The sequence below is a fragment of the bacterium genome (assembly GCA_016789445.1).
Lineage (GTDB): Bacteria > Patescibacteriota > Minisyncoccia > Phycocordibacterales > UBA2100 > UBA10103.
Window position 1 is genome coordinate 147,680 of sequence record JAEUQT010000003.1, and the last position, 26,001, is coordinate 173,680.

The 26,001-nt window shown below is 58.7% G+C and carries 29 protein-coding genes; 10 read left to right on the forward strand and 19 right to left on the reverse strand.

Annotation, left to right across the window (positions count from 1 at the left end; translation table 11 throughout):
* Positions 1–27 precede the first annotated feature (27 nt).
* The 6 genes from JNK62_04535 to JNK62_04560 form a co-directional block, all read right to left on the reverse strand.
* On the reverse strand, positions 28–1,158 hold the full coding sequence (locus JNK62_04535) for a hypothetical protein (GenBank protein MBL8158773.1): 1,131 nt from the start codon (positions 1,156–1,158) through the stop codon (positions 28–30).
* Positions 1,159–1,220: 62 nt separating this feature from the next.
* Positions 1,221–1,640, reverse strand: a complete 420-nt coding sequence (locus JNK62_04540) for a hypothetical protein (GenBank protein ID MBL8158774.1) — start codon at positions 1,638–1,640, stop codon at positions 1,221–1,223.
* A 188-nt stretch (positions 1,641–1,828) separates the two neighbouring features.
* Positions 1,829–2,119, reverse strand: coding sequence for a polyhydroxyalkanoic acid system family protein (locus tag JNK62_04545; protein MBL8158775.1), 291 nt, complete (start codon positions 2,117–2,119; stop codon positions 1,829–1,831).
* 168 nt (positions 2,120–2,287) lie between these two features.
* Positions 2,288–3,007, reverse strand: a complete 720-nt coding sequence (locus JNK62_04550; GenBank protein ID MBL8158776.1) for a VIT family protein — start codon at positions 3,005–3,007, stop codon at positions 2,288–2,290.
* A gap of 2 nt (positions 3,008–3,009) precedes the next feature.
* A complete protein-coding gene (locus JNK62_04555; GenBank protein ID MBL8158777.1) occupies positions 3,010–3,258 on the reverse strand; it encodes a hypothetical protein in 249 nt (82 codons plus the stop codon).
* Between the two features lie 15 nt (positions 3,259–3,273).
* Positions 3,274–3,525 (reverse strand): GIY-YIG nuclease family protein, encoded by a 252-nt coding sequence (locus tag JNK62_04560; protein ID MBL8158778.1) that lies wholly within the window; start codon positions 3,523–3,525, stop codon positions 3,274–3,276.
* Between the two features lie 34 nt (positions 3,526–3,559).
* On the opposite strand from JNK62_04560, the gene JNK62_04565 reads away from it, so the two are divergent.
* Entirely contained in the window at positions 3,560–4,828 is a 1,269-nt protein-coding gene (locus JNK62_04565; GenBank protein ID MBL8158779.1) for an aminoacetone oxidase family FAD-binding enzyme, read from the forward strand.
* A 116-nt stretch (positions 4,829–4,944) separates the two neighbouring features.
* Complete coding sequence (locus tag JNK62_04570) at positions 4,945–5,622, forward strand: rRNA pseudouridine synthase (protein MBL8158780.1); 678 nt, start codon at positions 4,945–4,947, stop codon at positions 5,620–5,622.
* A gap of 205 nt (positions 5,623–5,827) precedes the next feature.
* Here JNK62_04570 and JNK62_04575 read toward each other — a convergent pair whose 3' ends face one another.
* Complete coding sequence (locus JNK62_04575; protein ID MBL8158781.1) at positions 5,828–7,291, reverse strand: ABC-F family ATP-binding cassette domain-containing protein; 1,464 nt, start codon at positions 7,289–7,291, stop codon at positions 5,828–5,830.
* Positions 7,292–7,421: 130 nt separating this feature from the next.
* Between JNK62_04575 and JNK62_04580 the strand changes: the two genes are divergently transcribed.
* Positions 7,422–8,000: a fatty acid hydroxylase gene (locus JNK62_04580; GenBank protein ID MBL8158782.1), complete on the forward strand. Its 579-nt coding sequence runs from the start codon at positions 7,422–7,424 to the stop codon at positions 7,998–8,000.
* A 32-nt stretch (positions 8,001–8,032) separates the two neighbouring features.
* On the opposite strand, the gene JNK62_04585 is transcribed toward JNK62_04580, so the two are convergent.
* The 4 genes from JNK62_04585 to JNK62_04600 form a co-directional block, all read right to left on the reverse strand.
* Positions 8,033–8,707, reverse strand: a complete 675-nt coding sequence (locus JNK62_04585; GenBank protein MBL8158783.1) for a hypothetical protein — start codon at positions 8,705–8,707, stop codon at positions 8,033–8,035.
* 63 nt (positions 8,708–8,770) lie between these two features.
* Positions 8,771–8,971 (reverse strand): cold shock domain-containing protein, encoded by a 201-nt coding sequence (locus JNK62_04590; GenBank protein ID MBL8158784.1) that lies wholly within the window; start codon positions 8,969–8,971, stop codon positions 8,771–8,773.
* A 152-nt stretch (positions 8,972–9,123) separates the two neighbouring features.
* Complete coding sequence (locus JNK62_04595; protein ID MBL8158785.1) at positions 9,124–9,348, reverse strand: hypothetical protein; 225 nt, start codon at positions 9,346–9,348, stop codon at positions 9,124–9,126.
* Positions 9,345–9,617, reverse strand: coding sequence for an N-acetylmuramoyl-L-alanine amidase (locus tag JNK62_04600; GenBank protein ID MBL8158786.1), 273 nt, complete (start codon positions 9,615–9,617; stop codon positions 9,345–9,347). The genes JNK62_04595 and JNK62_04600 overlap by 4 nt, the downstream gene beginning before the upstream one ends.
* Positions 9,618–9,710: 93 nt before the next feature.
* Here JNK62_04600 and JNK62_04605 point away from each other — a divergent pair, with 93 nt between their 5' ends.
* On the forward strand, positions 9,711–9,959 hold the full coding sequence (locus tag JNK62_04605; GenBank protein MBL8158787.1) for a hypothetical protein: 249 nt from the start codon (positions 9,711–9,713) through the stop codon (positions 9,957–9,959).
* An 89-nt stretch (positions 9,960–10,048) separates the two neighbouring features.
* Here the strand turns inward: JNK62_04605 and nirK are convergent, their stop codons facing one another.
* Together nirK and JNK62_04615 are read right to left on the reverse strand one after the other, a co-directional pair.
* Positions 10,049–11,428 carry a nitrite reductase, copper-containing gene (nirK, locus tag JNK62_04610; GenBank protein ID MBL8158788.1) on the reverse strand — a complete coding sequence of 460 codons (1,380 nt, stop codon included), beginning with the start codon at positions 11,426–11,428 and terminating at the stop codon, positions 10,049–10,051.
* A gap of 7 nt (positions 11,429–11,435) precedes the next feature.
* Entirely contained in the window at positions 11,436–11,801 is a 366-nt protein-coding gene (locus JNK62_04615; GenBank protein ID MBL8158789.1) for a winged helix-turn-helix transcriptional regulator, read from the reverse strand.
* Positions 11,802–11,855: 54 nt separating this feature from the next.
* Between JNK62_04615 and JNK62_04620 the strand changes: the two genes are divergently transcribed.
* The 5 genes from JNK62_04620 (at position 11,856) to JNK62_04640 (ending at position 18,565) form a co-directional block, all read left to right on the forward strand.
* Complete coding sequence (locus tag JNK62_04620; GenBank protein MBL8158790.1) at positions 11,856–14,240, forward strand: ribonucleoside-triphosphate reductase; 2,385 nt, start codon at positions 11,856–11,858, stop codon at positions 14,238–14,240.
* 268 nt (positions 14,241–14,508) lie between these two features.
* Positions 14,509–15,408 carry a hypothetical protein gene (locus JNK62_04625; protein ID MBL8158791.1) on the forward strand — a complete coding sequence of 300 codons (900 nt, stop codon included), beginning with the start codon at positions 14,509–14,511 and terminating at the stop codon, positions 15,406–15,408.
* Between the two features lie 9 nt (positions 15,409–15,417).
* Positions 15,418–17,070, forward strand: a complete 1,653-nt coding sequence (locus JNK62_04630; GenBank protein ID MBL8158792.1) for an ATP-dependent Clp protease ATP-binding subunit — start codon at positions 15,418–15,420, stop codon at positions 17,068–17,070.
* On the forward strand, positions 17,067–17,291 hold the full coding sequence (locus JNK62_04635) for a hypothetical protein (protein ID MBL8158793.1): 225 nt from the start codon (positions 17,067–17,069) through the stop codon (positions 17,289–17,291). Before JNK62_04630 ends, JNK62_04635 begins: the two co-directional genes overlap by 4 nt.
* Entirely contained in the window at positions 17,288–18,565 is a 1,278-nt protein-coding gene (locus tag JNK62_04640) for a TraM recognition domain-containing protein (protein ID MBL8158794.1), read from the forward strand. The genes JNK62_04635 and JNK62_04640 overlap by 4 nt, the downstream gene beginning before the upstream one ends.
* Positions 18,566–18,572: 7 nt before the next feature.
* On the opposite strand, the gene JNK62_04645 is transcribed toward JNK62_04640, so the two are convergent.
* Complete coding sequence (locus JNK62_04645) at positions 18,573–21,002, reverse strand: Ig-like domain-containing protein (GenBank protein MBL8158795.1); 2,430 nt, start codon at positions 21,000–21,002, stop codon at positions 18,573–18,575.
* Positions 21,003–21,130: 128 nt separating this feature from the next.
* Here JNK62_04645 and JNK62_04650 point away from each other — a divergent pair, with 128 nt between their 5' ends.
* Entirely contained in the window at positions 21,131–22,861 is a 1,731-nt protein-coding gene (locus JNK62_04650) for a peptidoglycan-binding protein (protein ID MBL8158796.1), read from the forward strand.
* A 28-nt stretch (positions 22,862–22,889) separates the two neighbouring features.
* On the opposite strand, the gene JNK62_04655 is transcribed toward JNK62_04650, so the two are convergent.
* From JNK62_04655 to JNK62_04675, 5 genes are all read right to left on the reverse strand, one after another.
* A complete protein-coding gene (locus tag JNK62_04655; GenBank protein MBL8158797.1) occupies positions 22,890–23,156 on the reverse strand; it encodes a hypothetical protein in 267 nt (88 codons plus the stop codon).
* 15 nt (positions 23,157–23,171) lie between these two features.
* A complete protein-coding gene (locus tag JNK62_04660) occupies positions 23,172–23,468 on the reverse strand; it encodes a DUF1801 domain-containing protein (GenBank protein ID MBL8158798.1) in 297 nt (98 codons plus the stop codon).
* 164 nt (positions 23,469–23,632) lie between these two features.
* The gene (locus JNK62_04665; protein ID MBL8158799.1) at positions 23,633–25,153 is read right to left on the reverse strand and encodes a hypothetical protein; all 1,521 of its coding nucleotides are present in this window, start codon (positions 25,151–25,153) and stop codon (positions 23,633–23,635) included.
* Positions 25,154–25,157: 4 nt separating this feature from the next.
* Positions 25,158–25,553, reverse strand: coding sequence for a DUF305 domain-containing protein (locus tag JNK62_04670; protein ID MBL8158800.1), 396 nt, complete (start codon positions 25,551–25,553; stop codon positions 25,158–25,160).
* A 40-nt stretch (positions 25,554–25,593) separates the two neighbouring features.
* Entirely contained in the window at positions 25,594–26,001 is a 408-nt protein-coding gene (locus JNK62_04675; GenBank protein MBL8158801.1) for a hypothetical protein, read from the reverse strand.

Sequence of the window (26,001 nt, forward strand, 5' to 3'; positions counted from 1 at the left end):
TCCTACCCTATCCTGAAATGGTCTGGTTTATCGCGAATCCACCTCGCTTCCGACCGACTTGCGGCGGGAACCGTTCTTCGTCGGCGCGGATACAGGCTTCCCTGGCCACATCCGCTGGACGAAGTTCCAGACGACCTTCGCGACGAGGAGAAGGAAGAGACCGTACACGAGCCACTGGAGGACGATGAAAATGAATCCGATGAGGCCGACGGTCGCTGCCTGCAGTGCCGCATTCGCATCGGTGATCATCTCACGCACGGAATTCTTCCACGAATCGGCGATGTGTTCCTTGTCGAGATACTTGTTCTCGTACGCGCTCACGTTGAAATAGGTGTACGCCAATCGATCGAGCTGCTCTGCCTTGGCACGCGCCAAGCGATCGAGCTGCGTGTTGATCTCGATCTTCTGCTGTGTCAGGCGCTCGATGAGCTGGATCTTCGAGTCGATGATGCGGGAAAGGCTCTCGGCGTCCTGATTCGCGCTGGCGACCGATGATATATCGTCGTATGCCGCGAGTGCTTCGGCGAGGGTATCGTCGATCGCACGGCGCTTGTTCTCCAAGACTTCCGTCTCCGAGGTGAAATCGTCGACCTGGTTCTTGATCGTGTAGGTGTTCTCATTCAGATCCTTCGGATTCATCTTCTTCAGGAAGGAGAGGATCTCGGATACGCGGGCGTGTTCAACCTTGAAGCGGTAATCGCAGCCGCGATCGTGATCATTGGAACTCTCGAAGATGACGTAGGTGTAGGTCTTGAGACCCGAAAGCTGCGCACAGGTCTGATCGCGGTTCTGTGTCTCGAAGCTCGCGCTGTATTCGGTGACTTCGTACTCTTCGGCAGTGTTACCGCTTGTGTAGCCGCCCATGGGAGCCGGATACGGCATCGAAGCCGGCATGCTGGCGACATTGCGCGCGGAAAGCGTCGCCATCTCGCCGCCGTAATAGGAATCTTCCGCCATGTCGTAGGAAGCGACGCCGCCGCCCATGCCCATCTGCGGTGCCACTGAGAACGCGATTCCCTCGCGGCCGAACGATGCGCCGCCGAATGATTGCTTTACGAACGCGAAGACGAACGATGCGAAAATGAGAACGACGATCGCAACCGCGATCGCTTTCACGATATTCAAAGGCGTCCACTTCATTTCCCTGAAGAAGTGCATGCGCGCAGTGTACCGCGCTTCACGCGCGGTACATCACACGATCATCCGTATCTGTGGACAAGCTAGCGCGCGATCTCCAACACACGCATGAGTTCCGACACATCGTAGACGTCCCACTGGTCGGTGCTGAGGTCTTCCACTTTGACGATCTCGCCGCCGACGGTGATCTTCGTGCCGACATTGAGATTCGCGCTGCCACCGGCCGCGATCACTTCACCGAGATCGAGCGCGATGAGAGAACCGTCTTCTTTCTTAAGACCCGGCGAGCATTCCTTCGTCTGGGACTTGTCTTTGCGCGACAGGCACGCGTACGTTCCTTCAAGCACGCTCACCTGATCCGGTGCTGGCGTGTCATCGACGGTCGGCGACTTCGGCGCACCCATCGCCTGCAACACCAAAAGATAGCCGCCCGCGAGAACCGCGAGAGCAACGATGACGATTAAGAAGACCTTGAGCTGTGCGTTCTGTCGTGATGAAGCCATATTCCCTAATACTACCAAATAACCCCTTTCCCGCGAGGCTAAACACTTCTAAAGGAGGGAGCGGCGCGGGTCGCTCTCGAACTTGTCGTTACTGACAACGTATCGGCGACATCTCCTGCGGTATCCTGTGGCTGCTCACATATCTGCTGCGCGAGGTTCTCGAACGACCCGCGCCGCTCCCGACGCCGCTACCGCAATTGGGCGACTTGCTTCGCGATCTCCTTCTCGATTCGGCCTTCAAAAAGGCGCCACATCAAAGGCAGTTTCGCGTTCATGATGATCTCCATCTCGGTGATCTCGATGGTGCCGGTGACGTTCTTGCCCTGCAGATCAACGTCGAAATGAAGGGTGTCCCCCTGCCATTCCTCCTTATTGATCTCAGCCTGCCCCTTCATGTGCGGGCGCGCCTGTTCGAGCGCGTCTTTCACGCGCTGCTTGGCTTCGGTCTTGGTAGTCTTGTGCGGTACTTTGAAATGCATGGTCCGGTGAGTTCGATTTCGAATCCTTCTTTGCCGAAATCATTCGCGCTTCAGTCCACCTACAAGTAAGCGTGAATGATCCAGCTCCGTTAAGCATGGCACCGTAGAGGCGATTCGAAATCGCAACTACTGGGCATCGCGCCAGTATACCGGATGAGTGATGACGCGCTAGAGCGCGATACCGAATGCGAACCCGATGCCGTACGTGATCGCCATTGCGATAGCTCCTCCCACCACGACGCGCATCGTCACGTGCGGCACATCCGCCCCGCTCACCCGCGCGCTGAGGATTCCGGTAATCGCGAGTGCGATGAGTACCGCAACGAACGTCAGTGGTATCCGCCACGAACCGGTCGGCAACACTACCGCGATGAGCGGGATGATCGCACCGGCGATGAACGAAGCACCTGATGCGAATGCCGCGTGCCACGGATTCGTAAGGCCTGAAGGATCGATGCCGAGCTCCGCATCGACATGCGCCGCAAGCGCATCCTTCTTCGTGAGCTCGCGCGCGACGAGATCCGCCGTCTCTCGGGAGAGCCCTTTCTCTTCGTACAGCTTGGTAAGCTCCTCAAGCTCGGCTTCCGGCATATTCTCGAGTTCCCACTTCTCTTTCGCCAAAAGCGCTTTCTCGGTGTCCCGCTGGCTGCTCACCGAGACGTATTCGCCGACCGCCATCGATAAAGCGCCGGCAAGAAGTCCGGCGATACCCGTGATGAAGATGTGTTGCGGATCACTCGTTGCGCCAGCGACGCCGACGATGAGCGCCGCGACGGAGACGATGCCGTCGTTGGCACCGAGGACGGCGGCACGCAACCAATTCGTATTCGTTCCGGCGCCGCTTCCGTGCGGCTCAGGGAAATGGTGTTCTGACTGCGGTAATTTCATAGTTATCGGCGCGGGAGCTGATCGATGAGCGAACGCACGTAGTCCGACAACTCGCTGAACCCCGGGATGATGCCGAGCACGTTCAGGATCCAACCGATGAGGGCCACCGCTACGATGCCTCCCACCAGCGCACCCGCACCGTAGAGGACGCCGTTGATGAACGAATGCTTCGGACTCGCGGTGCGCTCACGGATCTCGACGAGCTCCTTCTTGATCTCCTTGAGCTGTTTGATCTCTCCGTCTCCTGCCATGCGCACTACTATAGCTTATTTCCTGCCGATAAGGGCGAGCTTCTCCTCACGCGAAAGCTTCTTCAAAGCCGCCTCGCGCACGAGTGCCGCACTTCTATCCTTCTTCCCCTCCGAATACCGCAACCGGACGGGCCGCCGCGATTTTGTATACCGCGCGCCATTTTTCGCTTCGTTATGTTCCTTCACGCGCTTCGCGACATCACGCGCGATGCCAGTGTAGAGCGAGCCGTCACGGCATTCCACAATATAGACGTAGAATTTCGACACCTATTCAGGATATCGACCGTGGTAGGATTCCGCAATGAGCTTAGGGAATCGACGCTGGGATGTAGTGGTGATCGGCGGCGGTCCCGCAGGGATGATGGCAGCAGGTCGCGCAGCCGAGAAAGGCGCGAGCGTGCTCTTGGTAGAGAAGAATCCGATCCTCGGCAAGAAACTTCTCATCACCGGCGGCGGTCGCTGCAACATCCTCAACGCCGAATTCGAAACCCGCACGCTCCTCGAAAAATATGGCGAGGCAGGAAAGTATCTCGCATCTCCCTACGCATCATTCTCGTCGCAAGATGCCTACGAATTCTTCGAAGGCCGTGGATTGCCGCTCAAAGTCGAGAACGAGAAGCGCGCGTTCCCTATCACGGAAAACGCACAGACCGTCCGCGACACCCTCGTCGGCTACATGGAAGACGGCAATGTGCAGATCGAGACGCGCTCACCCGTCGCCAGCTTCGTCACGGAAAACGGTCGCATCGCGAGCGCGCGACTCAAGGACGGGACCTTCATCGACGGCCGCGCATTCGTCCTTGCTACCGGCGGCAAATCACGCCCCGAGACCGGTTCCACCGGTGATGGCTTCAAATGGCTCTCCGAACTCGGTCACACCGTCCGTACGGCCGATGCGGCGCTCGTCCCTATCAGCGTCCACGACGCATGGGTGAAGCGCGCCGCCGGTGTCGCACTTCCCGATGCGAAGCTCACGCTCTTCCAGTACGAGAAAAAGCTCAAAAGCTTCCGCGGCAAAGTCCTCATCACGCACGAGGGCCTCAGCGGCCCCGCGATCCTCAACGCAAGCCGCGAGATCGGCGAATTCTTGCAATACGGCGACGTCGTCATCGATCTCGATATCCAACCGAACCTCGGCTACGAGAAAGTGAACAGTCTCTTGCAGAAGATCTTCAAGGAAAACGACACGAAAAAATTAAAAAACAGTCTTAAAGAACTCGCGCCATCCGCGCTCATTCCGATCCTCCTGCAGCTCTCACTCATCGACGGCGAGAAGACCTGCAATGCCGTCGCCCGCGAAGAACGCGTCCGACTCATGAAGCTCGTGAAGCACATTCCGGTGAGTGTGAAGGGTCTCTTGGGCCTCGACAAAGCGGTGGTGACTTCCGGCGGCGTCATCTTGGACGAAGTCGACACCCGATTCATGCGCTCGCGCCTCAGCCGCAATCTGTATTTGGCCGGGGATGTATTAGATGTAAACCGTCCCTCGGGCGGCTACAGCCTCCAGCTCGCCTGGACCACCGGTCGCATTGCGGGCGAATATGCGTATACTGCGCACGAAAACGTATGAACCGACCTTCTCGACCTAAACGTAGTCGTCCGAATCGTTCGATGGGGCCAGTCCGTCCTTCCCGCCCAAATCCCCCTGCTCGTCCTCCTCGCCCAACCCCTACGGAGGGCTACCCGATGCGCATCAATAAATACCTCGCCCACAAGAACCTGTGCACGAGGCGTGAGGCGGATGAACTCATCGCTGCCGGCAAGGTCCTCATCAATGGGAAGCCCGCCAAACTCGGCGACAAGGTGCACGAGAGCGACGACGTGAAAGTCCTCTTCCGCGTGAAGAAGTACCGCTACTATGCCTACCACAAGCCGCGCGGCATCATCACGCATTCCCCGCAGGAAGGCGAGAAAGAGATCGTCGAGATCATCCCCGTAAAAGGCGTCTTCCCTATCGGCCGCCTCGACAAGGATTCCAGCGGTCTCATCATCCTCACCGATGACGGCCGCATCACCGATAAGCTCTTGAACCCCGAATTCGCGCACGAGAAGGAATACATCGTCACGACGAAAGAAATGCTCAAATCGAACTTCAAGCAGCGCATGGAAAGCGGTGTGAACATCGAAGGCTACACGACCAAGGATTGCACCGTGGATGTGCAGGGCGAGAACAAATTCTCCATCGTGCTTACCGAGGGAAAGAAGCACCAGATCCGCCGCATGTGCGCCGCGCTCGGCTATGTCGTCAACACGCTCCAGCGCGTACGCATCATGAACATCTCCCTGAAAGGCCTCCAAGCGGGCCAGCACCGCCCCATCCAAGGCGACGAGCTCGCGACCTTCCTCAAGTCCCTCGGTCTCTAAATGCAAAACCGGCCGTGCGGCCGGTTTTCTGCATTGCTCGTAGGGCTATTCCGTCGGTGCTTCCGGAGCTGCCTCCGGTGCCGGGGTTACCTCAGCCGGTTCACCTGCAGGAACCTGTGTTTCGTCAGTCATAAAGATTGAGAAGTAAGGATAATATGCCCAGTCTAGCATTTCAGTCCCGCTTACCGAAGCGAAGAAACGTGTCCTAATTCTTCGCGAGATCGAGTGTCTCGTCGATGCGGATCTGCTTCACGAATTCCGGCACGTGCGAGACGAGGATCATCGCGCCTTCGTACTGATCGAGCGCCTTCGCGATGACCGGGAGATGTCGGAAGTTCATATGATTTGTCGGCTCGTCGAGAATGAGAAGTCCGGGTTTGAGCAGCACGAGTCGCGCCAAAGCGACCAGCCCCTTCTGCCCTTCCGAAAGGTGTCCGATCTTCGCGTGGATCATGTCCCCCGTGATAAGGAATCCCGCCGCCGTCGCGCGCAGCTTCTCTTCCAATTCGATCTTCATCGCCTTCGCTAATTCCTGATACACCGTCTTTTCGAAATCGAGGTTTGAGAAATCCTGCCGGTAATACCCGACACGGATTCCCTTCTGGATGACCGCACCCTCCGCGGTTCCGTTCGCGATGCTCTCCAGAAGCGTGCTCTTGCCGATGCCGTTCGGCCCCGTCAGCAAGAGGTGCTGCTTCTTCTTGAGTTCGAGATGTTTCGTATGCTTCTTCGGCTTGTGATCCTTGAGCGTCGTGTACGAATCGATGGTGAGAATCGGCCCCGCAAGATCCTCCTGCGCTGGGATCGTGAAGCCCTTGATCGTCTTATCTTCGCGACGCACATCCACGACATCCTCCTCCGCCTCCTCGATCTTCGTGCGCATCTTCTTCGCCACCAGACGCATCTTGCCGCCCTTCTGCGCGAAGAAGTTCATCTTCTCCTTGCTCGCGGCGATCGTCTTCTCGAGCTGCGCATTTTTCATGTTCTCCTTCTCGACGCGCGCCGTGATGTCTTTGAGCACATTCGTGTAATTTCCTACATACTGCTCGATTGTGTGCGTATGCACATCGAGATACAGGACGCCCTGCGTGAACGCATTCAAGAAGTCGGCGTCGTGCGAGATGACGATGACCGACTTATCGTAGTCGATAAGGAATTGCGTGAGATGCGCGATGCCTGCTTTATCCAGATTGTTCGTCGGCTCATCCAATAGAAGAAGATCCGGATCCTGGATAAGCGCAGAAGCGAGGAGCAACCGCGCCTGCTGTCCGCCCGAGAACGATTTGATGACCCGCTCATGCATCTTCGCGTGCCCCACCAGATTCACCACTTCCAGAACTTCATCGATGCGCGGATCGATGTCGTACACCTTGTGGTCGAAACACTTCTCGAAGAATTCGCGCACCGTGAGATCCATCTCCGCGCGCGGGATGACCTGTCGCGAGAGCGCGATCGAGAGTTTCCCCGCGCGATGGATCTCGCCGTCTTCCGGCTGATGCTCGCCGGTGATCAATTTGAAGAGCGTGCTCTTTCCCGCACCGTTCTGACCCATGAGCGTGAGCTTCGAGCCGCGGCGGATACCGAACGAGACCCTGTCGAGGATCTGCTTCTTGGCGCCATATTCATATGAGACGTCCTCGAAACGGACGATCGTTGCATCATTCGACATGACGACACACCTTACCATGTTTCGCAAGTATCCGGGAGGTGGTTGCTGCATCCGCGCATCTGCTACACTTTCTGCGGAGCAGCTCTTAAAAAGAAAGGAGTCCCCAATGATGGACGCACTGCTCGCTATCATGCTCATCTCCCTCCTCGTAGGGGTGAGCGTGGTATACGCTTCGGTCGCTGAATGGCTCCTGCATAAGTACGTGATGCACCAACCGTTGGGAAGGTTCACCTATCCCTATAAGGCTCACGCACTCACGCATCATGGCCTCTTCAGCGGTCTCGACTACCACCTGACAACCCAGAGCAAGGACAAGGTCCGGATGGCGTGGTGGAACGGCCCCGTCATCGTCGCATTAGGCATCGTGCCGTTTTTTACGGTGACGATGGTCTTCCATCTGTATGGATGGACACCGGGCGCATGGCTGATCTTCGGATCAGCGCTCGTCGTGGCGTCAGCATATTTCGCCACCTACGAATACCTGCACTGGTGCATGCACGTGCCGAAGGGTCGGTGGTTCGAGACGACGCGGATGTTCAGGCGGCTCAACGGCCACCACATCCTGCATCATCGGTTCCCGAACAAAAACCTTAACGTGGTTCTGCCGCTTGCCGATTATCTCTTCAGGACGCTCGTTGCGCGCTCCCCCGTGAGATTCGCACAAGTGCGCGGTCCGTCCGTTCCGGATCTGCAACCACTGCCTGTCTGACTAAAAGACCGCCATACCGGCGGTCTTTCTTTTTAAAGCTCCGTGAAATCCGTCACCGAGAATATCCCCTTGATGTCGTACTGCTGCCAGCGATCACTGCTCAAGGTCTCAACCGGCGTGAAGATGCCGCTCGCCGTGAAGCGATCTCCCACGGTGAGCTCCGACGTCTGCGACGCAAGCGCGAAATCAAGCGCGTAGTATGCCGTATCGGTCCTGATGCCCGCAGCACACTCATCGGTCTGCACGCCGGAAGTATCGCGATGCGGGAGACACACGTATTCGCCTTCAAGCGTGATGCGATCCGGCGTCCACGCCTCGCTTGCGCCGTGTTCAGGGTCTCCGAAATTGAACGGCGCATTCTCAGCATCCGGCACCGGCGTGCAGCTCGTCTGAAGCCCCGGCGCGGTGATGACGATCGTCTCGCCGTTGCCGGCAAGCACGATGCCATCCCCCTCGTAGCGGGCGTTCGTCCCCGCGACTTTCGTGAGGATGTTCCCGGCATCCCCCGATTGCAGATAGATGCTGCTCATATCCGCTGCCGGCGACATCGTGAATCCGGCGCCGTTGTCGCAGCTATACGCATACGAACCGGAAGAATACGCCGACATATCCGCCTGCTTCGCACCGTAGATGTAATTATTGAACCAGAAGAACGCGATAAGAAGCACCGCGAGAAGGACGCCGAGCGTCGTCATTGTTCGATCCATATCGCCCTAGTATACCGCCCAAAACAAACAGCGCCCCTTTCGGGGCGCTGTTTGAGAAAGCGACTATGCCTTGCTGATCTTGATAGCGTTCGGGCCCTTCGGGCCTTCCGCGATCTCGAAGCTGAGCGTGTCACCTTCGCGGAGCGAGTCGAAAGAAACTCCCTGCAACTCCGAAGAGTGGAAGAAGAGATCCTTCGCCTGACCTTCGACCTTGATGAAGCCGAAGCCCTTGTCCGTGAGACGAGCGATAGTTCCTGTCTGCATGATGCTTTGGGAAAGTGGGTAAAGTATCAAGTGCAGTTGCTGGAGTTGGAGGTCGATCCCTGCTTCTCTGGATCAGCCCTGAAATTGATAAGAAGAATGATATCAAATTATGCGCGTTTGTCAAACGCTCTCTGCGCTACGTTTGCGCGGTATCATTCTGAAAGCGTGCGGTACGTGCGAACGGGATTCGCACCCTGTAGGCGAAGCAACGTCGGTACTCTCTCGGCAATCCCCTTCGCCATCACTTCCGGCTGATCGACGATGACGGCGCAATCCTTCTCACTCATCATAAAGCTAGTTTCCACGATCGCCGCGAGCGTCTGTGGATGCACTGCATGGTGATAGGGTCGCCAGTTAAACGCATAATAGCCGCTCATGCAGCGTCCGCTTTGCCAGCGAAATCCCGGCGGGGCCCTGATATCTTGAAACCGTTCACGCTCGCGCTCGTCGCGCCGTCGGCGTGGATCGATATGAACGCGTCCGCAAGATAAACCGTCGGCACCGTCGCATCGAGAAGATCGATAGTAACGTCTTCGGCATCGAGGATCGCCTCCACGCGGCGCGCGATATCCAAGACCCTCTGCTGTTCCATGTAGCCGCCGCGTGCGCCCGTCGGGGCTTTCAGTCCATCAAGTTCCTCCAGCACCTCCTCGAGATTCCAGTGCCCTGCCTGGATGCGACACGCGACGGGCCGTTGCGTTGGGAAGGGTTTCCATACACTGCCGACTCTTCCGGCGTCATGTCCACCCAGTACGATGTCACAACGAACTCTGCCTTCTGCACTGGCTCAGGAATCGCGGGAAGCGATGTAAGCGTCGGCGCCTCGTCAAAATGCTCGTTGCAGGGAGATTCACCGGAATGGCCGGCAACCGGTTCGAACTCCGGCTCAGTATCGCTGCGCGCATCGAACAGCCCCGCATCGACGGCATACCAACCGCTGATGCTGAGAAGAACGACCGCTCTTGCGCCTATCGCGAACCTCGTTTGAGGCGAGTATACCAGAAAAGAGAGACACGGCAGGCGAACTGCTCTCAAGCGATTTGGTTTGACCCCCTTCCTTACGATACGAGGAAGCATCTAATGGCCTGCATGTGAGCTTTCTTCAGAACCGTAGCCGCCGCTTGGTGCCTGTACGGATCCGTTACCGGGAGCGTAGATATCCGGCCGCGGCTCGCCCTCGACCCTGATGATCGCCCAGGCGCCCTTGTTCATGCGCGCGAGCGCGTGATCCACGAGGACGATGTCTCCCGGCACTTCCGCCGTGAACTCGACGATGGCTGCCCCGCCGGGCAGAACGGCAGTCGTCTGGATGTTCCGATGCGGCTCGGCCCCGATACCGCCTTCTGCGTAGACCGTGTCCCATATCTCGCCGATGGGATGGAAGGAGGAGATGAGATTCACGCCGCCGTTGCCGACGAAGATGCGGACCTTTTCCCCCGTCTTCACCGTCATGCGCGGCTCGCCCTCCTTCTCGATACGACCGTTGAAGGTGACGTAATTCGGGATACCGTCGAGGAGCGCGTTGCCGTCGAAGATGGTGAGCCCCTTCTTGCCGATGGCACCCTTGGTGTACAGCTCGCCCTGCACGATATAGAACTCCTTGTCGACCGGCGGCATCCCCTCGGCAGGCTCGACGAGGATGAGGCCGTACTGCCCGTGCGAATTATGCGTGCTCACGTTGGGCGTCGCGCAATGATAGATATAGAGGCCGGGCTGCAGTGCCTTCCACGTGAATACCTTGGTCTCGCCCGGTTCGACGCGCGAGAGCGTCGCGCCGCCGCCGGGGCCGGTCACCGCATGAAGATCTATGTTGTGGCCGTGCAGGCTCGAGGGATGATTGGTGATGGTCATCTCGACGGTATCGCCCTCGCGTACGCGGAGCATCGGCCCCGGCACCTGCTTGTCGAAGGTCCAGTAGTTGAAATAGATGCCGTCCGCGACTTCCGCGATCACCTCCTGGGCCGTCAGCGATATCCGCACTGTCTCGCTCCCGGTACGCATGATGGGCGGCGGTACGTCGGTCGGATCGGCACCGATATCTCCCACGTATTCGAAATCGCCGAAACCCTTGATGAATACGAGTACGTTCTTGAACGGGAGATCTGGCAGATGGCCGCCCGGATGATAGACGTGCATGAACGCTGGCATCGCGAAATGCGGCGAGTACGTCTTGTCGGCCCACATATAGAGGAGCCCGCCGGCCACGAACACGCTGAGCGACACCGCCAGGAGCTTCGAATGCATGCGGTAGACGATGCGGAGCACGAAGAAGGCGAGCGCGGATACCGCGATCGTGATGCCGAGTCCCTGCATCACCGAGTAATGGATGAGCGGATAGAGTGCGAAGAGGTTGCCGGCGCCGAAGTACATGATCGCGGCTGCAGCGGCAAGGATGAGCGCGAAAATCGCGGCGGCCGCATACGCCCATCCGGCACGCGTTCTTGTACGGGATGACATACCGGGTTCAATTATACGGTATCTGGCACTCGTCGAAGCAATGTGCGTCGCGATTCAGGCGGTAGATGCGTTCGCGGCCGCGGCTTTCGACATCGACGGCGTCGACTTCGCGCAGCGTGTTGAGGTGGTGCGTCACGGTCGGCTGGGTCAGCTTCAGTTCATCCGTAAGCTTCGTGACAGTAAGACCCTCCGGTTCTTTACCTAAAAGGCAAATGAGCTTATAGCGGTTGCGATCCCCCACCGCCTTGAAGCACTCGGGGCAGAGCATGTCTTCTCCGCTCTTGACCCACGACGGGCGCTTATAGACGCGGTCCTCTGGACGTTCCTTCGTTTTCGTTCTGCTCTTCCTTATCCCCACCGCTTTTCGATTCATAGATGGATATCTATACGTAAAATACATTGATTAGCATCAATATATCACCCCTCTATGTCGCGTGCACACACCGTTATCCACCGGGGCGCTTCTTCAGCCCCTGATCAGGCGTCCGCCGCCGAATCCGCGGCCGCGCGGGTCTATGCGAAGTACTTGCCGCGCATCCAGAAACGCGACGGCCGCATCCTCCCTTTCGAGTTCGAGAAGGTCGTACAGGCGATCCACAAGGCGATGCTCGCCTCGCACGAAGGCTCCGTCGAGGAGGCGCACGTCGTCGCGCACAAGGTCGCTGGCGAGATGATGCGCATCGCGAAGACATACAAGAACTTCCTCCCGAGCGTCGAAGGATGCCAGGATGAGGTGGAACGCCAGCTCATGCTGAGCGATTACGTCGCGTCGGCGAAAGCGTACATTCTCTACCGCGCCAAGCGTTCGGAGGCGCGCAAAGAGCAGGGCGTCGTGCCCGAGCGCGTGAAGAAGCTCGCCGAGGAGAGCGCGAAGTACTTCACGGACAACCCGCTGGGCGAGTTCGTCTACTTGCGCACCTACGCGCGCTGGATCGAGAAGGAGCAGCGCCGCGAGACCTGGATCGAGACGGTGGACCGGTACGTGGATTTCATGCGGGAGAACCTCGGCGACACGCTGACGGCGAAGGAATATGCGGAGGTGCGCGAGGCGATCCTCCGGCAGGAAGTGATGCCCTCCATGCGCGCGATGCAGTTCTCCGGCGAGCCCGCGCGCCGCTGCCACACCTGCGTCTACAACTGCACTTTCACCGCGCCGACGAAGCTCGAGGATTTCGCCGAGATCATGTACCTCTCGATGCAGGGATGCGGAGTGGGATTCGCGGCAGAGAGCCAGAATATCCAGCAGCTGCCGCAGATCGAGAAGCAGACCGGCGAGAAGCTGGCGACCCACGTCGTCGGCGACAGCAAGGAAGGCTGGTGCGACGCCCTCACTCTCGGCCTGCGCGCCTGGTACGCCGGCCAGGATGTCGATTTCGATTTCTCGCGCATCCGGCCCGCCGGCGCGCGACTGAAGACCATGGGCGGCAAGGCCTCCGGCCCGGAGCCGCTGCGCAACCTCCTTGCCTTTGCGCGCGACCGCATCCTTAAGCGGCAGGGGCGGCGCCTGCGCAATATCGACGCGCACGACATCATCTGCAAGATCGGCGAGTGCGTGGTCGCCGGCGGCGTGCGCCGCACCGCGATGATCTCGCTCTCCGACCTTGATGACGCAGAGATCCGCGACGCGAAGAAGGGACAGTTCTATCTCACTGATCCGCACCGCTCCGTCGCGAACAACTCCGCCGTCTACGAGACGCGGCCGAGCAATACCGAGCTCATGGACGAGTGGGTGGCGCTCATGAAGAGCGGAACCGGCGAGCGCGGCATCTTCAACCGCGGCTCGCTGGAGAAGACCATGCCGGAACGCCGCCGCGCGTTCCTCGACAAGAAGTACGGCGGCGTCCGCAAGGGGTTCATCGGGCAGATCGGCACCAATCCGTGCGGCGAGATCCTCCTGCAGCCGAAGCAGTTCTGCAATCTCTCCGAGGTCATCGCCCGCGCGGATGACACGCCGAAGAGCCTGCTGCGCAAGGCCCGCCTCGCGGCGCTCCTCGGCACCTACCAATCCACGCTCACGAGTTTCCGGTATATCTCGAAAGAATGGACGGAGAATTGCGAGCAGGAACGCCTGCTCGGCGTCTCGATCACCGGGCAATGGGATTGCCCCGCGGTCCGCGATGCTGAGATGCTCCGGAGCATGCGCGAGACGGCCGTGAAGGCGAACGCGAAGTACGCCAAGCGGTTCGGCGTCCCCGCCTCGATGGCGGTGACGGCAGTGAAGCCTTCCGGCACCGTCTCCCAGACCTTCGACTGCTCCTCGGGGCTGCACCCGCGCCACGCGAAATACTACATCCGCCGCATCCGCATCTCGGCGACGGATTCCCTCTTCAAGCTCATGCGCGACCAAGGCGTGCCGCATCATCCGGAGGTGGGTCAGACCGCGGAAAACGCGACGACGTACGTGCTGGAATTCCCCATCAAGGCGCCGGACGATTCGGTCTTCAAGAACGATCTCTCCGCCCTCGAGCAGCTTGAGTACTGGAAGAAGGTCAAGCTGAACTATACGGAGCATAACCCCTCGGCCACGGTCTCCATCGGCGAGGACGAATGGATCGGCGTCGTCGGCTGGCTCGAGAAGAACTGGGACATCATCGGCGGCCTCTCGTTCCTGCCGCGCGAGAACCACGTCTACCAGCTCGCGCCCTACGAGGCCATCGACGAGGCGACGTATGAACGTCTCGCCGCCGCGTTCCCGGCGATCGATTATTCGAAGCTCGTCACCTACGAGCGCACCGACGAGACCGAGCAGGCCCGCGAGCTCGCCTGCGCCGGCGGCACCTGTGAGATCGAACCTGTCCCGCTGACGGCATGAGCCGTCAGCGGGAACGACCGGCAGCAGTTGACGCCGCTTTCCCTTCGTTTCTGATTACGTTATCCACTGGTTAAATATAGATACTCATCTATATAATTATCATCCACGACCGCGCGTGGAAGTCGGGTCTGAACCCCGCACTGTGCCGCAACGGTGATGCCGGAGCCTCGCTCCGGACGAGTCCGGTCTTCGCGCGGTCGTCATTCCCGAGCAGGATCCGCGCCTCGCGGCGCCGCACGATCCCCGCTCGGCGGGGATTTTTCATACTATGGAGACCGAACGATACCAGGACGAGCAGCTCGAGGCAGAGACGGCGTATCACGAGATCGCCCGTCCGCCCGAGGAATTCCCTGCACCGGAACCCGCGGCGGATGAAGCGCTGCAGGCCGTCCTCGAGCAGAAAGGCGGCGAGGCGGATGATTGGACGCTCGAGCAGCGGGGCGAGAGCGGCTATCGCTTCGACGGCGAGCATGTCCGCGCGCCGGACGGCAGCATCTGGGTCAACGAGGATGCGGCGCTTCACCGCGAGATGCTCGCGCAATGGAAAGAAGGCACGAACGCCGTCTTCTTCCTGCCCGATTACCGTGAGAAGACGCCCGACGGCGAGACGCTCTACGTGACCCAGCTCATGCTCGGGAAAGACGGCACCGTCTCCTACGAGATCCACAAGCACGAGATCGCGCATCGCCGCGAAGAAGACGCTTCGCTCCCGGCAGCAGCGAAGCGGGCCGAAGCCCCGTGGGATTTCCACGAAAAGCGCCGCGCCGCGGGATCGGAGATGCAGCCTGGGATCGAAATGCCGGATGCCGAAGCGCGCGTTGCCGGAAGCGCTGAAACGATCGCGCACGCGGAGAGCGGCGCGGATGCCTGGCTCATCGAGCTCCTCAAAGACGACCTCTCCGCCGGACGCGAGACGGCTCCACGCGAATCTTCAGACATCCGACGCGAGACGATGCTCCCCGAGGAGGAGCCGGCCCGCGAAGCGATGTCCGCATCCCCGCTTCCTGGACCACGTCCTGCGTCCGAAACGCGCGGCACGGTCCCGCCCTTCTTCCCATCTGCAGCATCTGCCGGCAGCGCGTCGGATCCAGTGCAGCCGCACGCAATAGCGCACGCGCGCCGGAGCCGTGACGGCATCATCATCGAACTCTCCCGCGCACGCGGATGATTCACTCATATGAAGCCGCGCCGCATACCCTACTACGACCTCCGCGCCGAAGCCGCCGGCAAGCTTCCCGCGCTCGTCGGCCGCGAGGCGGAACTGGAGCGCCTCGATCGCATGCTGCGCCGGCGCGTGAATGCGAACGTCTGCCTCGTGGGACCATCCGGCGTCGGCAAGACGGCGCTCGCGTACGGCTGGATACAGCGCCTCCTGCGCAACCGGCATCAGCCGCCGGTCATCGCCCAGCTCGATGCGGCGCACCTCGCGGAACTCGATGACCCGGCCGCCGAAGCATGGTACGCCGGCGCGCTGCGCAGCTTGCCCGCCGGCGTCTTCTTCGTCGACGACTTCGGGCGCGCCATCCGTCAGGATGCGGCGCTCGTCCCGCGCGCCTACCGGCTCTACCGCCACCTGCTTGCGCGCCGGGACGCGCATCTCATCCTCGCGCTCGAGCCGCATCAGCATGCGTGGCTCGAGCGCGAATGCCCCGCGTTCGCGCGGGAATTCGACGCCATCGCGCTCGAAGAACAGCCGGATGCCGAGTGCCGGCGGGTGCTCTCCCGCAAGCTGCGGCGGCTCGGGACACAGCCGATCATCGTGCCCGATGACATGATCGCGGAGGCCGTCGCGCTCGCGCGGCGGCACCCGACGCTCGGCGCGTTGCCGCGCAGCGCGATATCCCTCCTCGATGAGGGCATCGCCCTCGCCGCGGCATCGGGCGCGAAAGTGCTCGGCACGGACGCGCTCGGTCGCGCCATCGAAGCGAAGACGGGCGTCCCTCGGGCGTCGCTTTCCGCCGGCGGCCTGCGCGATGCGCTCGACATCGAGAAACAGCTGAACGCCCGCATCACCGACCAGCCCGGCGCAACCGCTCGCATCGCTGGAGCGCTGCAGCGGATGAAGCTCGGCCTGCACGATCCGCAGCGCCCCGCTTCCTTCCTCCTTCTCGGGCCGTCAGGCGTCGGCAAGACGGAGACGGCGAAAGCGGTCGCGGCGCTCATGTTCGGCGGCGCGAAGAGCTTCGCGCGTTTCGACATGTCGGAATTCCAACAGGAACATACCGTCCAGCGGCTTATCGGCGCGCCGCCGGGATATCTCGGCCACGAGGAAGGCGGCGCGCTCACCAACGCCCTGCGCCGCGAGCCGCACTCGCTCGTCCTCCTCGACGAGATCGAGAAGGCGCATCCGAAGGTCTTCGACATCTTCCTGCAGCTCCTCGATGACGGGCGACTGACCTCGGGCCGCGGCGAGACGGTGAACGCTGCGGACGCCATCATCATGGCTACCTCGAACGCGGCGGCGCCCGAGATACTGGCAGCGCACGCGCGGGGGACGGATACCGACGATCCGGCGTTCGTGCGCGATACGGTGCTGCCGGTCCTCGCGCGGACGTTCCGGCTCGAATTCCTGAACCGCTTCGATGCCATCATCGTCTTCAAACCGCTCGCTGCGCCTGCGCTGCTGCGCATCGCGCGCCTCGAGATCCGCAAGCTCGAACAGCGCTTCGCCGCGCACCGCGTGCGCTTCGATATCGAGACGGAGACGCTGATGGACCGCATCAATGACCTTGCCGACCCGCGCTTCGGCGCACGCCCCGTGAAGCGCTTCGTCGAGGAGACGTGCGAAACCCTCCTCACGCAAGCGCTGCTCGCCGATACTCGCGTATGAACGCCTCCCTGCGACATGAAGCTGCCGCGGAACTCTACCGGGAGCGCACGGCGCTGCTGCGATCCATCGAGAGGGATATCCCCGCAGCGCTCGCGGATCTCATCCGCGTGAAGCTCGAATACGAGCGCGATTATCTCTCCGCCGCAGCCATGCCCCGCGAAGCGCCGCCTGCGCCCGATCCGGCGTACTTCGAGCTGCTGCCCCTTGATATGGTCCTATGAACCGCGTCACCATCGGCATCAACGAATTCCGCGGGAAGCGCTCCCCGATCACGCTCGCCGCGCCGGACCGCCTGCGCCACCTGTACCTCCTCGGCAAGACCGGCGTCGGCAAATCGAGCGTCTTCCAGGATCTCTGCCTGCAGGATATCCGCAACGGCGAAGGCGTCTGCTTCATGGATCCGCACGGCGATTCCGTCGAGTGGCTGCTCGCGCGCATACCGCGGGAGCGGCTCAAGGACGTCGTACTCTTCGACCCGGGAGATGCGCTGCACCCCTTCGGGCTCAATCTCCTCGAAGCGGGCGACGACGCCGAGAAGGGCTTCCTCGCGAGCGAATGCATCCGCATCTTCTACAAGCTCTTCGATCCGCAGCGCTCCGGCATCATCGGCCCGCAGTTCGAGCACTGGCTCCGCAACGCGGCGCTCACCGTCATGGCGGGCCCCGGCGGGAGCCTGCTGGATATCCCGCGCCTTTTCATAGATCCCGGCTTCGAGCGGGAGCGTCGGCGCTTCCTCACGGATGCGACGGTCATCGATTTCTGGGCGAAGCAGATGGCGCACACTTCCTCCTTCCACAAGAGCGAGATGCTCAATTACTTCCTCTCCAAATTCGGCCCCTTCCTGAGCGACCCGCTCATGCGCACCATCATGGGGCAGCGCGTGAACAGCTTCCGCTTCGCGGACCTGATAGACAACCGCAGCATCTTCCTCGCCAACCTCTCCAAGGGCCGCATCGGCGAGACGAACGCGCACCTGCTCGGCCTCATCCTCCTCGCCCGGCTCCAATCCGCGGTATTCGCGCGCGCCGGGCGCAGCGCGGACGTCCGCACGCCCTACTATCTCTACGTGGACGAGTTCCAGAACTTCGCGACCGATACTTTCGAGAGCCTGCTCAGCGAATCCCGCAAGTACGGGCTCGGCATCCATCTCGCGCACCAGTACCTCGCCCAGCTCACCGACGGCATCCGCGAGGCGGTCTTCGGCAACGTCGGGACGCAGCTCGCGTTCGAAGTGAGCGCGGAGGACGCGAAGGTCATCGCGCCGGGATTCGCGCCGGTCACCGAGAGCGATCTCACGAACCTTCCGCGATACCATTTCTATATCAGGCTCATGATCGAGGGGAAGACGAGCCAGGCGTTCTCCGGCATCACGCTCCCGCCGGAGCCTGCGCCGCCGGGCGTCGGGATGCGGGAGAAAGCCGTCGCGCTCAGCCGCCTCGCGCACGGCTGGCCGCTCCCGTTCGTCGAAGCCACGCTGCAGCAGGAACGCGGCTGATGCCGCTTCACTCGCCCCCCATCAGCTGATGCACCTTCTTGATAGAATACGTCGCGAAGAATCCAGTGCCTTTCGTCGCATTGATCGGGGCAAGGACCTCGCTCGCGTATTTCTCTTGGAACTTCACGACCGCATCGAACGTACGCTGTGCGAAAAGATTGGTCTCCGCGCCGGGCGCGCCCGCACCACTCTCCCCCAATTTGAAGCCGAGGCAGTTCATCAGCTGCTGAAGCGCACGCACATCCTCACCTGTCATGCCCTTCTTCAGGGAGCGTGTGAACGTGTACTTCGGGCAGGTGCCGGAAGTTACCGCAGCAGCGGCAGCAGTCTGCGTCGAAGCGAACGCCTGTGGATACTGACGCACCAACTCATCCGCGAGCGCAAGATTGCCGGATGCGCGCAGGTTCGCCACACGGCCTTGTATCGTGGTACCGCCACCGCCGCCCGACGAGATCGCGCTACCGAAAAGCCCGAAGATCGAGAACGACGGGGTCGTACACGAGATCGTGTTGGCACCCGTATCTACGGTGCAGGCGTTGAGCTGCGCCCACGAACCGTTCGTATAGTGGTAGAGCCTGAGCGTCGATTCATCCAAGCCGCTGATTTCGCTGTCGGTGTACTGGTACTCGATGGTCACTTCCGCGTCGAAGGAATCGAATTCGGTCGTGCCGTTGACGATCGCCTTCACATCGAAGACAGTCGCGCCCACTTCCGTCGGCTTGGCCGTCGGTCGGCCGAGTGTCGCCAGCACATCATCACTCGGTATCGCCTTCACTTGGATGACGAACGAAGAAGTCGTCGCGTTATTGGGCACGCTTACCGAGAATGTCTTACCGCCATCCTCCACGCTCGTCTCGCCGCCGCTAGAGGTCATCGCCGTCGAGGTCGCCGCTGTAGGCTCGATATCGGCGGTACAACCCGACGTCGTAAAGGTAGCGTCTGATGATGTCGCGCTATTGAGAGCCGCATCGCGCGAGACGGCGGCATAGTGATACGTGGTGCAGCTCAGGAGCGGAGCGAGTCCGAGATAGTGGGAAGTCACGCGCGATGACGTATCCCTCTCCGGCGTCGTCGAGCTATAGCTTGACGTGAGGCCGAACACGACCTTGCTCGATGCGGATTCATTGCTTGTCCACGCGACGCCTGCTGTCGTGCTCGCGGTCGATGATGCAGTTATGGAAGAAAGAGAAGGAGCGGTCGAGTCCCCCGTCGTGAACGCCCAGACGGTATCCGATGAGATACCGCTGAAGTAGTTATTCGAAGCGTCCTTGAACGCGGTACTCGGGATGATCACATAGTACGCGGTGCTGTCGTCGAACGTTATGCTCGGATTGATCGTGATGCTGGTCGAGCCGCCGCCGGTCACTTGCCCGCTTCCCACCGCGATGCTCTCTACCGTCGAATCATCGGAATCCTTCTTGATGAGGATATTCCCCGTATCGGCGGTCACGGTCTTGCTGAACGTGATGACGAGGTTCGCGGTCGAGCTTACATTGGTCGCGTTATTCAACGGTGAGAGCGCGGTGAGTGCCGGAACGTCGGCCGTCACGATTGAAGAGGTCGCCGCGACGACTTGAGGCAGATTGCCGTCGGTCCCATACTCGACGATGTACCCCTGCGATGTCGAACACGGATAGTCGTTCCAGTTCCCGCTCCCGCCACCGAACATGTAGCCGCAGTCTTCACCGCCGCTTTCATCACCGGTCGCATCATCCCCGTTGTAATCATTCGGTTCACCGCCCGCCCAGCCGGCGAACCAGCCCGTCTGCGTCGTCCCTCCTCCACCGTCCGATTCCTGGAAGAACCATGAACCTGCTTCGGGACCGGTCTCCCATACCCACCGCTTCTCCTGAGTCCAATCACGCGCACCGAGCCAGCCGTCACCGGTGGTGCGTGGTGCGACGAATGCGTTCTCGCTGGTGGTCGACATGGTGGCGAGATAGCCAGGTACGCCGTCTATCGAAGCTGCTTCTGCGGCAGCTTTCGCTTCGGCCCATGTCCGGCTCGTGCTCACGTATTCATACATGTGACCATTCCCCGACCAATACACCTGATTGGCATTCACTAATGAGACTTCAAGCGTATCGGAGCCGGTAGAGCTACGGGTATATTTGAGCGTCGAGAGCGCGGTATTGAGATTCGCGACGGTACCGCTCAGGTTCACCGTCGCACTGCCGCTTCCGGAAATAGTAACGCCCGTCGTCGCCGAAACGGTGAGTGTTCCGCTGGTGACGCGGAGCTTCACGGGAGTCGTCGACGCGGCATTACCGGTTATCTGGAAGCCGGGGATGGACGTCGCGACATTCGGCGTCGTTGTCGCATTACTACCAGCAACGACGGCGAGCGCATGCGCGTACGAAAAGCTGCCGAAGGCCGCAAGAATCGCAACAAAGACCGGCAGTGCATGCAGGGCAGCGAGTCCGCGTACGGATTTCATGCGCCCAAGTATAACATGCATGAATACCTCACGAGCATGTCGGTTACGCAACGACGAGCAGTCGTTATTCCCGCGACTCGCCCTATAAAGGTGTACGGTATCGCCGACGCGCGATACTATGGTAGCGAATGAAAGCCCCTCGAATACACCGCGGCATTCTCCTTGCATGTCTCTTCTCCTCGCTGCTCGCGACACAGCCCGCACATGCGGCTTCTATTACGTGGTCTGCGCAAACCGCGGCAGAAAATAATTCATGGCAGTCCGTCGTATACGGCGAAGGCATCTTCGTTGCGGTCTCCTCCAATGGCACCAATCGGGTTATGACATCTCCTGATGGCATTACGTGGACCGCTCGATCGGCCCCAGTCGGTACTACCGACAGCACGTGGAAATCAGTTACGTACGGCAACGGCACGTTCGTGGCGGTGGCCAATGTCGGCACCACCAAGGTGATGACCTCCCCCGACGGCGAAACGTGGACGGCCCAGACGCCGGCCGAAGATAACTCATGGGAATCCGTTACCTTCGGCAACGGCACGTTTGTCGCCGTTGCCGATACCGGCACGAACAGAGCCATGTCCTCGACCGACGGAGTGACGTGGACACCGCACTCGGTAAGCGCCACGACATGGAAAGCAGTCACGTACGGCAACGGCACGTTCGTGGCGGTCAATGATCGTGATAGCGCGATGACTTCCGCCGACGGTGCCACGTGGAATCTGCACACGATGGACGGCAATTTCGCGTGGAGGAGTCTCGCGTACGGCAATGGAGTATTCGTGGCCGTAGCGGGGAATATGGCCATCGACACCTCTCCCAATGGCTCCTCATGGACGAGCAGATCATTCCCCAGCGGGTTTAGCGCGGGACTGAGTTCGGTTGCGTACGGAGGCGATACGTTTGTTGCGGTTCCCTCCAATACCGTAGGCAAGGTGATTGTCTCCTCCGACGGAATCACGTGGAGCATACAGGATGCGGTCTCGGGCAGCGGGTGGTCAGGCATTACGTATGGGAACAACAGGTTCGTTGCGGTTGGTGGCAGTACGGCACGAGTCATCACCGGCGCGACAGCCCCTACGGTTACGACGCAAGCAGCCTCTTCAGTATCGACCACGAGCGGTACCGGCAACGGCACGATCACCTCGGAAGGCACCGCGAGCAGTACCGCACGCGGTTTCGTCTACGGAGCGAGCGCTTCGTACGGGGCGACGACCACGGAATCCGGCACATTCGGCGCCGGTGCGTTCACCGCATCCATCACCGGCCTTACCTGCGGCACGACGTATCACTATGCGGCCTATGCAACGAACACGTTTGGCACCGGATATGCGTCGGACACGACGTTCACGACGAGCCAGTGCCCCGCGGAAGACGAGGAAGATTCCGAATCCGACTCCCCGCGATCATCAATAAGCGGCGGCGGCACGTCCGTCATGGATCGTGTGAAGAATCTCCTCGCATCCGGCAATACCGCCTTCGCGCAGCAATTGATGCGCGAGTATCCGCAGGCATTCTCGTCGGCGCAGACGGCCGCAGCGGCTTCCGCCGCAGTCACACCAGCGACTGGCCCCTGCCCGTCATACCGCTTCACTCGCTCACTGCGGCAGGGCATGACGGGCGACGATGTACGCGAGCTGCAGAAATTCCTCAACTGCCAGGGCTTCGCGGTCAGTGCGGCGGGCGCAGGATCTCGCGGAAACGAGTCGAACGTCTTCGCGGCACGTACCCACGAGGCCGTCGTCGCATTCCAGCAACACTACGCCGCCGAGATACTCGCGCCTGCGGGAGTATCGGGCGCCACCGGCGTCTTCGGCGAGTTCTCGAGGATCAAAGCGCACACGCTGCTGGGAGTCGAATAAGAAACCCGCCCGCCCCGCAGGCAGTTTCCTATTTCAACGCGAAGTAGAGAATCGTCGTAACGACGGCTTGGACCGCGATCATCAACAGGATCTTCGCGATGCCCTTCGAACGGGAAATTGCCGGCACGAATCGATTCGCGATCCATGACGCCGCACATATCACCACTGCCCCCACCGCGATCACCAGCAGATTCGGCCCTTCGGGGTCATTGAATGAGACAAACATCGTCCGTGAACAAACAAGTGCGGTGAGGAAGAGGATGAGGGACTGTACCTTTCGTGATTCGAGGCTCATGGAGTGATTGTACTCCTACTTAACGCGCTTCATCGCCAGCTTGATGATATTCTCAAGCTCTTTCGTATCGATATCCGAAAGCCTATTGATATAGAGACACCCGCCGCCTTCTTTGTATTTCCCGAGTTTCAAAAGGAAATCGTTATCGCCTTTCTTCTCTTTCACTCCGGCACGGGTGACGGTGAAGACCTTGAGGCCGTACAACGCGATGTTCTGCTTACGCGGCGCGAAGCCGATCGTCATCCATTCCGCCTCCTTCCCGTTCGCGTAGATCTGCTTCCGTCGTCCGAAACCGACGATCGAAGCCCCCACATCTCAGGCTTCGATTTCGATGCCTTCTCCATCAGTTTGGAAATCTCGACGCAATCCTTACGCTTGTGCGTATCCTTAATTGAGCCCAAGAATTTCGCGACACTGGCTCGATATGAGTGGTTTTTATTTCATATTCCTATGCTGCTTGTATCGCGAGTTTAATGTTAGTAACTCATAAACTCCGTCACTTCACTATCATTCCCGATTGCATAGATAGTCCATTTCTCTGTCTTTGGTCCTGGCATTCCTGGAGAACCTGAAGGCATTCCAGGCAAGGAAATACCTTTGATGGCTGGTTTTTCTGCGAGCAATTTTTCTATTACCTCAAGTGGTACGTGACCCTCAACTACATAGCCTCCAACTATAGAAGTGTGACAGCTCTGTAGATCACTTGGAACGCCGTATTGGTCTTTTATAGCAGTAAGGTCTGCGACATCTACTGCTTTTACGTTCACATCTTCCTGTTCAAGATACTCCACATAAACGTGACAGCAACCACACGTCTTTGTTTTATATACTGTCATCTCCTCACCCATAAGAGCAGTCTTCTCTCCTGAAACGCTTTGACCTTTCCAGATACTTATACCATTGGGCTTACTGCCTACTGATATTTGGGTGATTTCCTTGTCTGTTTCCGTATCAACCACAGAGACAGTGCCTCCTTCAAGGTTTGTGATATACGCCCTACTGTTATCTTCATTTATGACCACGCCGTGAGGAGCTTTCCCGACAGCAATGCTTTCAGTTACTTCCTTCGTTTGAAGATCCAGTTTATACAGCTTGTTGTTTGCAGGTCGGTTTTGTAGAACACCTTGATCTGCAATATAGACGTAACGAGAGTCTGAAGTCGGATACAGTTGCACTGGTCCCTGAGAACCCTCTGGCAGAGCTACATACGATACTGATTTGAGAGCAGTATCGTAAAGAGCGATACTGCGAGTTTCGTAAACTGACGCAGTTGCATATTTACCATCAGGAGTAACCGCTGTCTGAACAGCAGAACCATTAAGAGGTTTTATCTCTGTCGTTCCATTTACCAGATCAACGATACCAAGCCCCTTTCCATCCATAAACGCAACGTATGCAATTTTTCCGTCAGGAGAGAGTCGCATGCCGTGGGGACCGCTTCCTTCGGGCAGACTAATCTCTGTTTGCAAGAAATTGCTAGTATCGACTTTGTAGAGCTTATTTGTCTCCTGCGCTGCAATAAGTGCTGTAGATCCATCTGGAGTAAACACGACGTGCGCCAGATGCTGACCGCTTCCAAGCGGTATTCGTTTGATTATGGCGTCCTCTTGAGGATCGATGACGATAACCTGATCTCCAGTGTCCATATTCATCTCTCCATGTCCTTCGTCAGCGTATGCAGTAGAGACAAATATAGAAGCGTGTCCTTCTTCCATCCCAGCATTAGCTGTTACCCAAATGCTTTTCCCATCTGGGGACGCTTGAATATTGTGCGGAAGATATTTCGTTTCAGTTTCTTGTTCAGTGAGATCTATAACTTTGATTGATTTGTTTGTAGCAGGGTCAATGACATTCACAGTCCCTTCTTCCTCTACTGCCACATAGATTTTTTCCGTAAGCGCATTTCCTGTTGAGGAAATGGGATTGTTCTTTGCAAGCAAAGTAATGCCCACAAGCGCAAGGATTACTATCCCGCCTAATACGTATGCTTTCTTCATAGACTTAATTGTTAAACCAGGTTTGTCGCCACTCTTTCATCATTTCAATTTCATTTGTCTGGGCGCTAATAATGTCATTTCCGAGTTTTACGAGTTCAGGACGCTGTGTCTTCTGAAGAAGGATCTCTGCCATATCTACAGCTCCTTCGTGGTGAACAATCATTTCGTCAATAAATGCCTTCTCAAATTCTTCTCCTGATTTACCTTCTAGACCTGCTGTCATGTTAGTCATTGTGTTTCCCATTTCATGTGAGCCGCCCATCATATGACTGCTTGTGTCCGTAGAGCCTGACATCATCGGGCAATCCATTTTTCCCGTTCCCAAGAAATATCCGAGAACAAGTCCCAGAACGAGAGTGCCGATGCCGATAATAAGTATGTTGTTATTTTTTGTTTCCATAAGTTTGTTTAATAGATGCTAATAAAATAAATAGAAAAAATTATGGAGCTTTGGGATGCAAAATACCTTGAGAGAATAGCTCTGTATATAGATCAGGAATATAAAACGTAAACCTGCGAGGTACTTCTTGAGAGCTGGTTATTGTGGGCGGACCGAGTATGTCCTTTTTTATATGTGTGCAGAGAGCAAGTCCAAGAGCAATAAGTAAAAGTAAAAAGGAAACAATAAGTGTTGGAGGGACTGTGAATATACTTTGCCATACAGAAAGATATTCAAATGGGTTCATCGCACAAATGACATGCTCGCCAAGTGTAATGGTGCAACCAGCTTGGTGTTCACCGTGCGACATTTGAACCGCTGACAAAATGCCAAACCCACCTACCCATACAAATGCTACTAAGAGTATGCCGAGGAGGAGATATTTTGCTTTACGGGTAAAAAATGACAT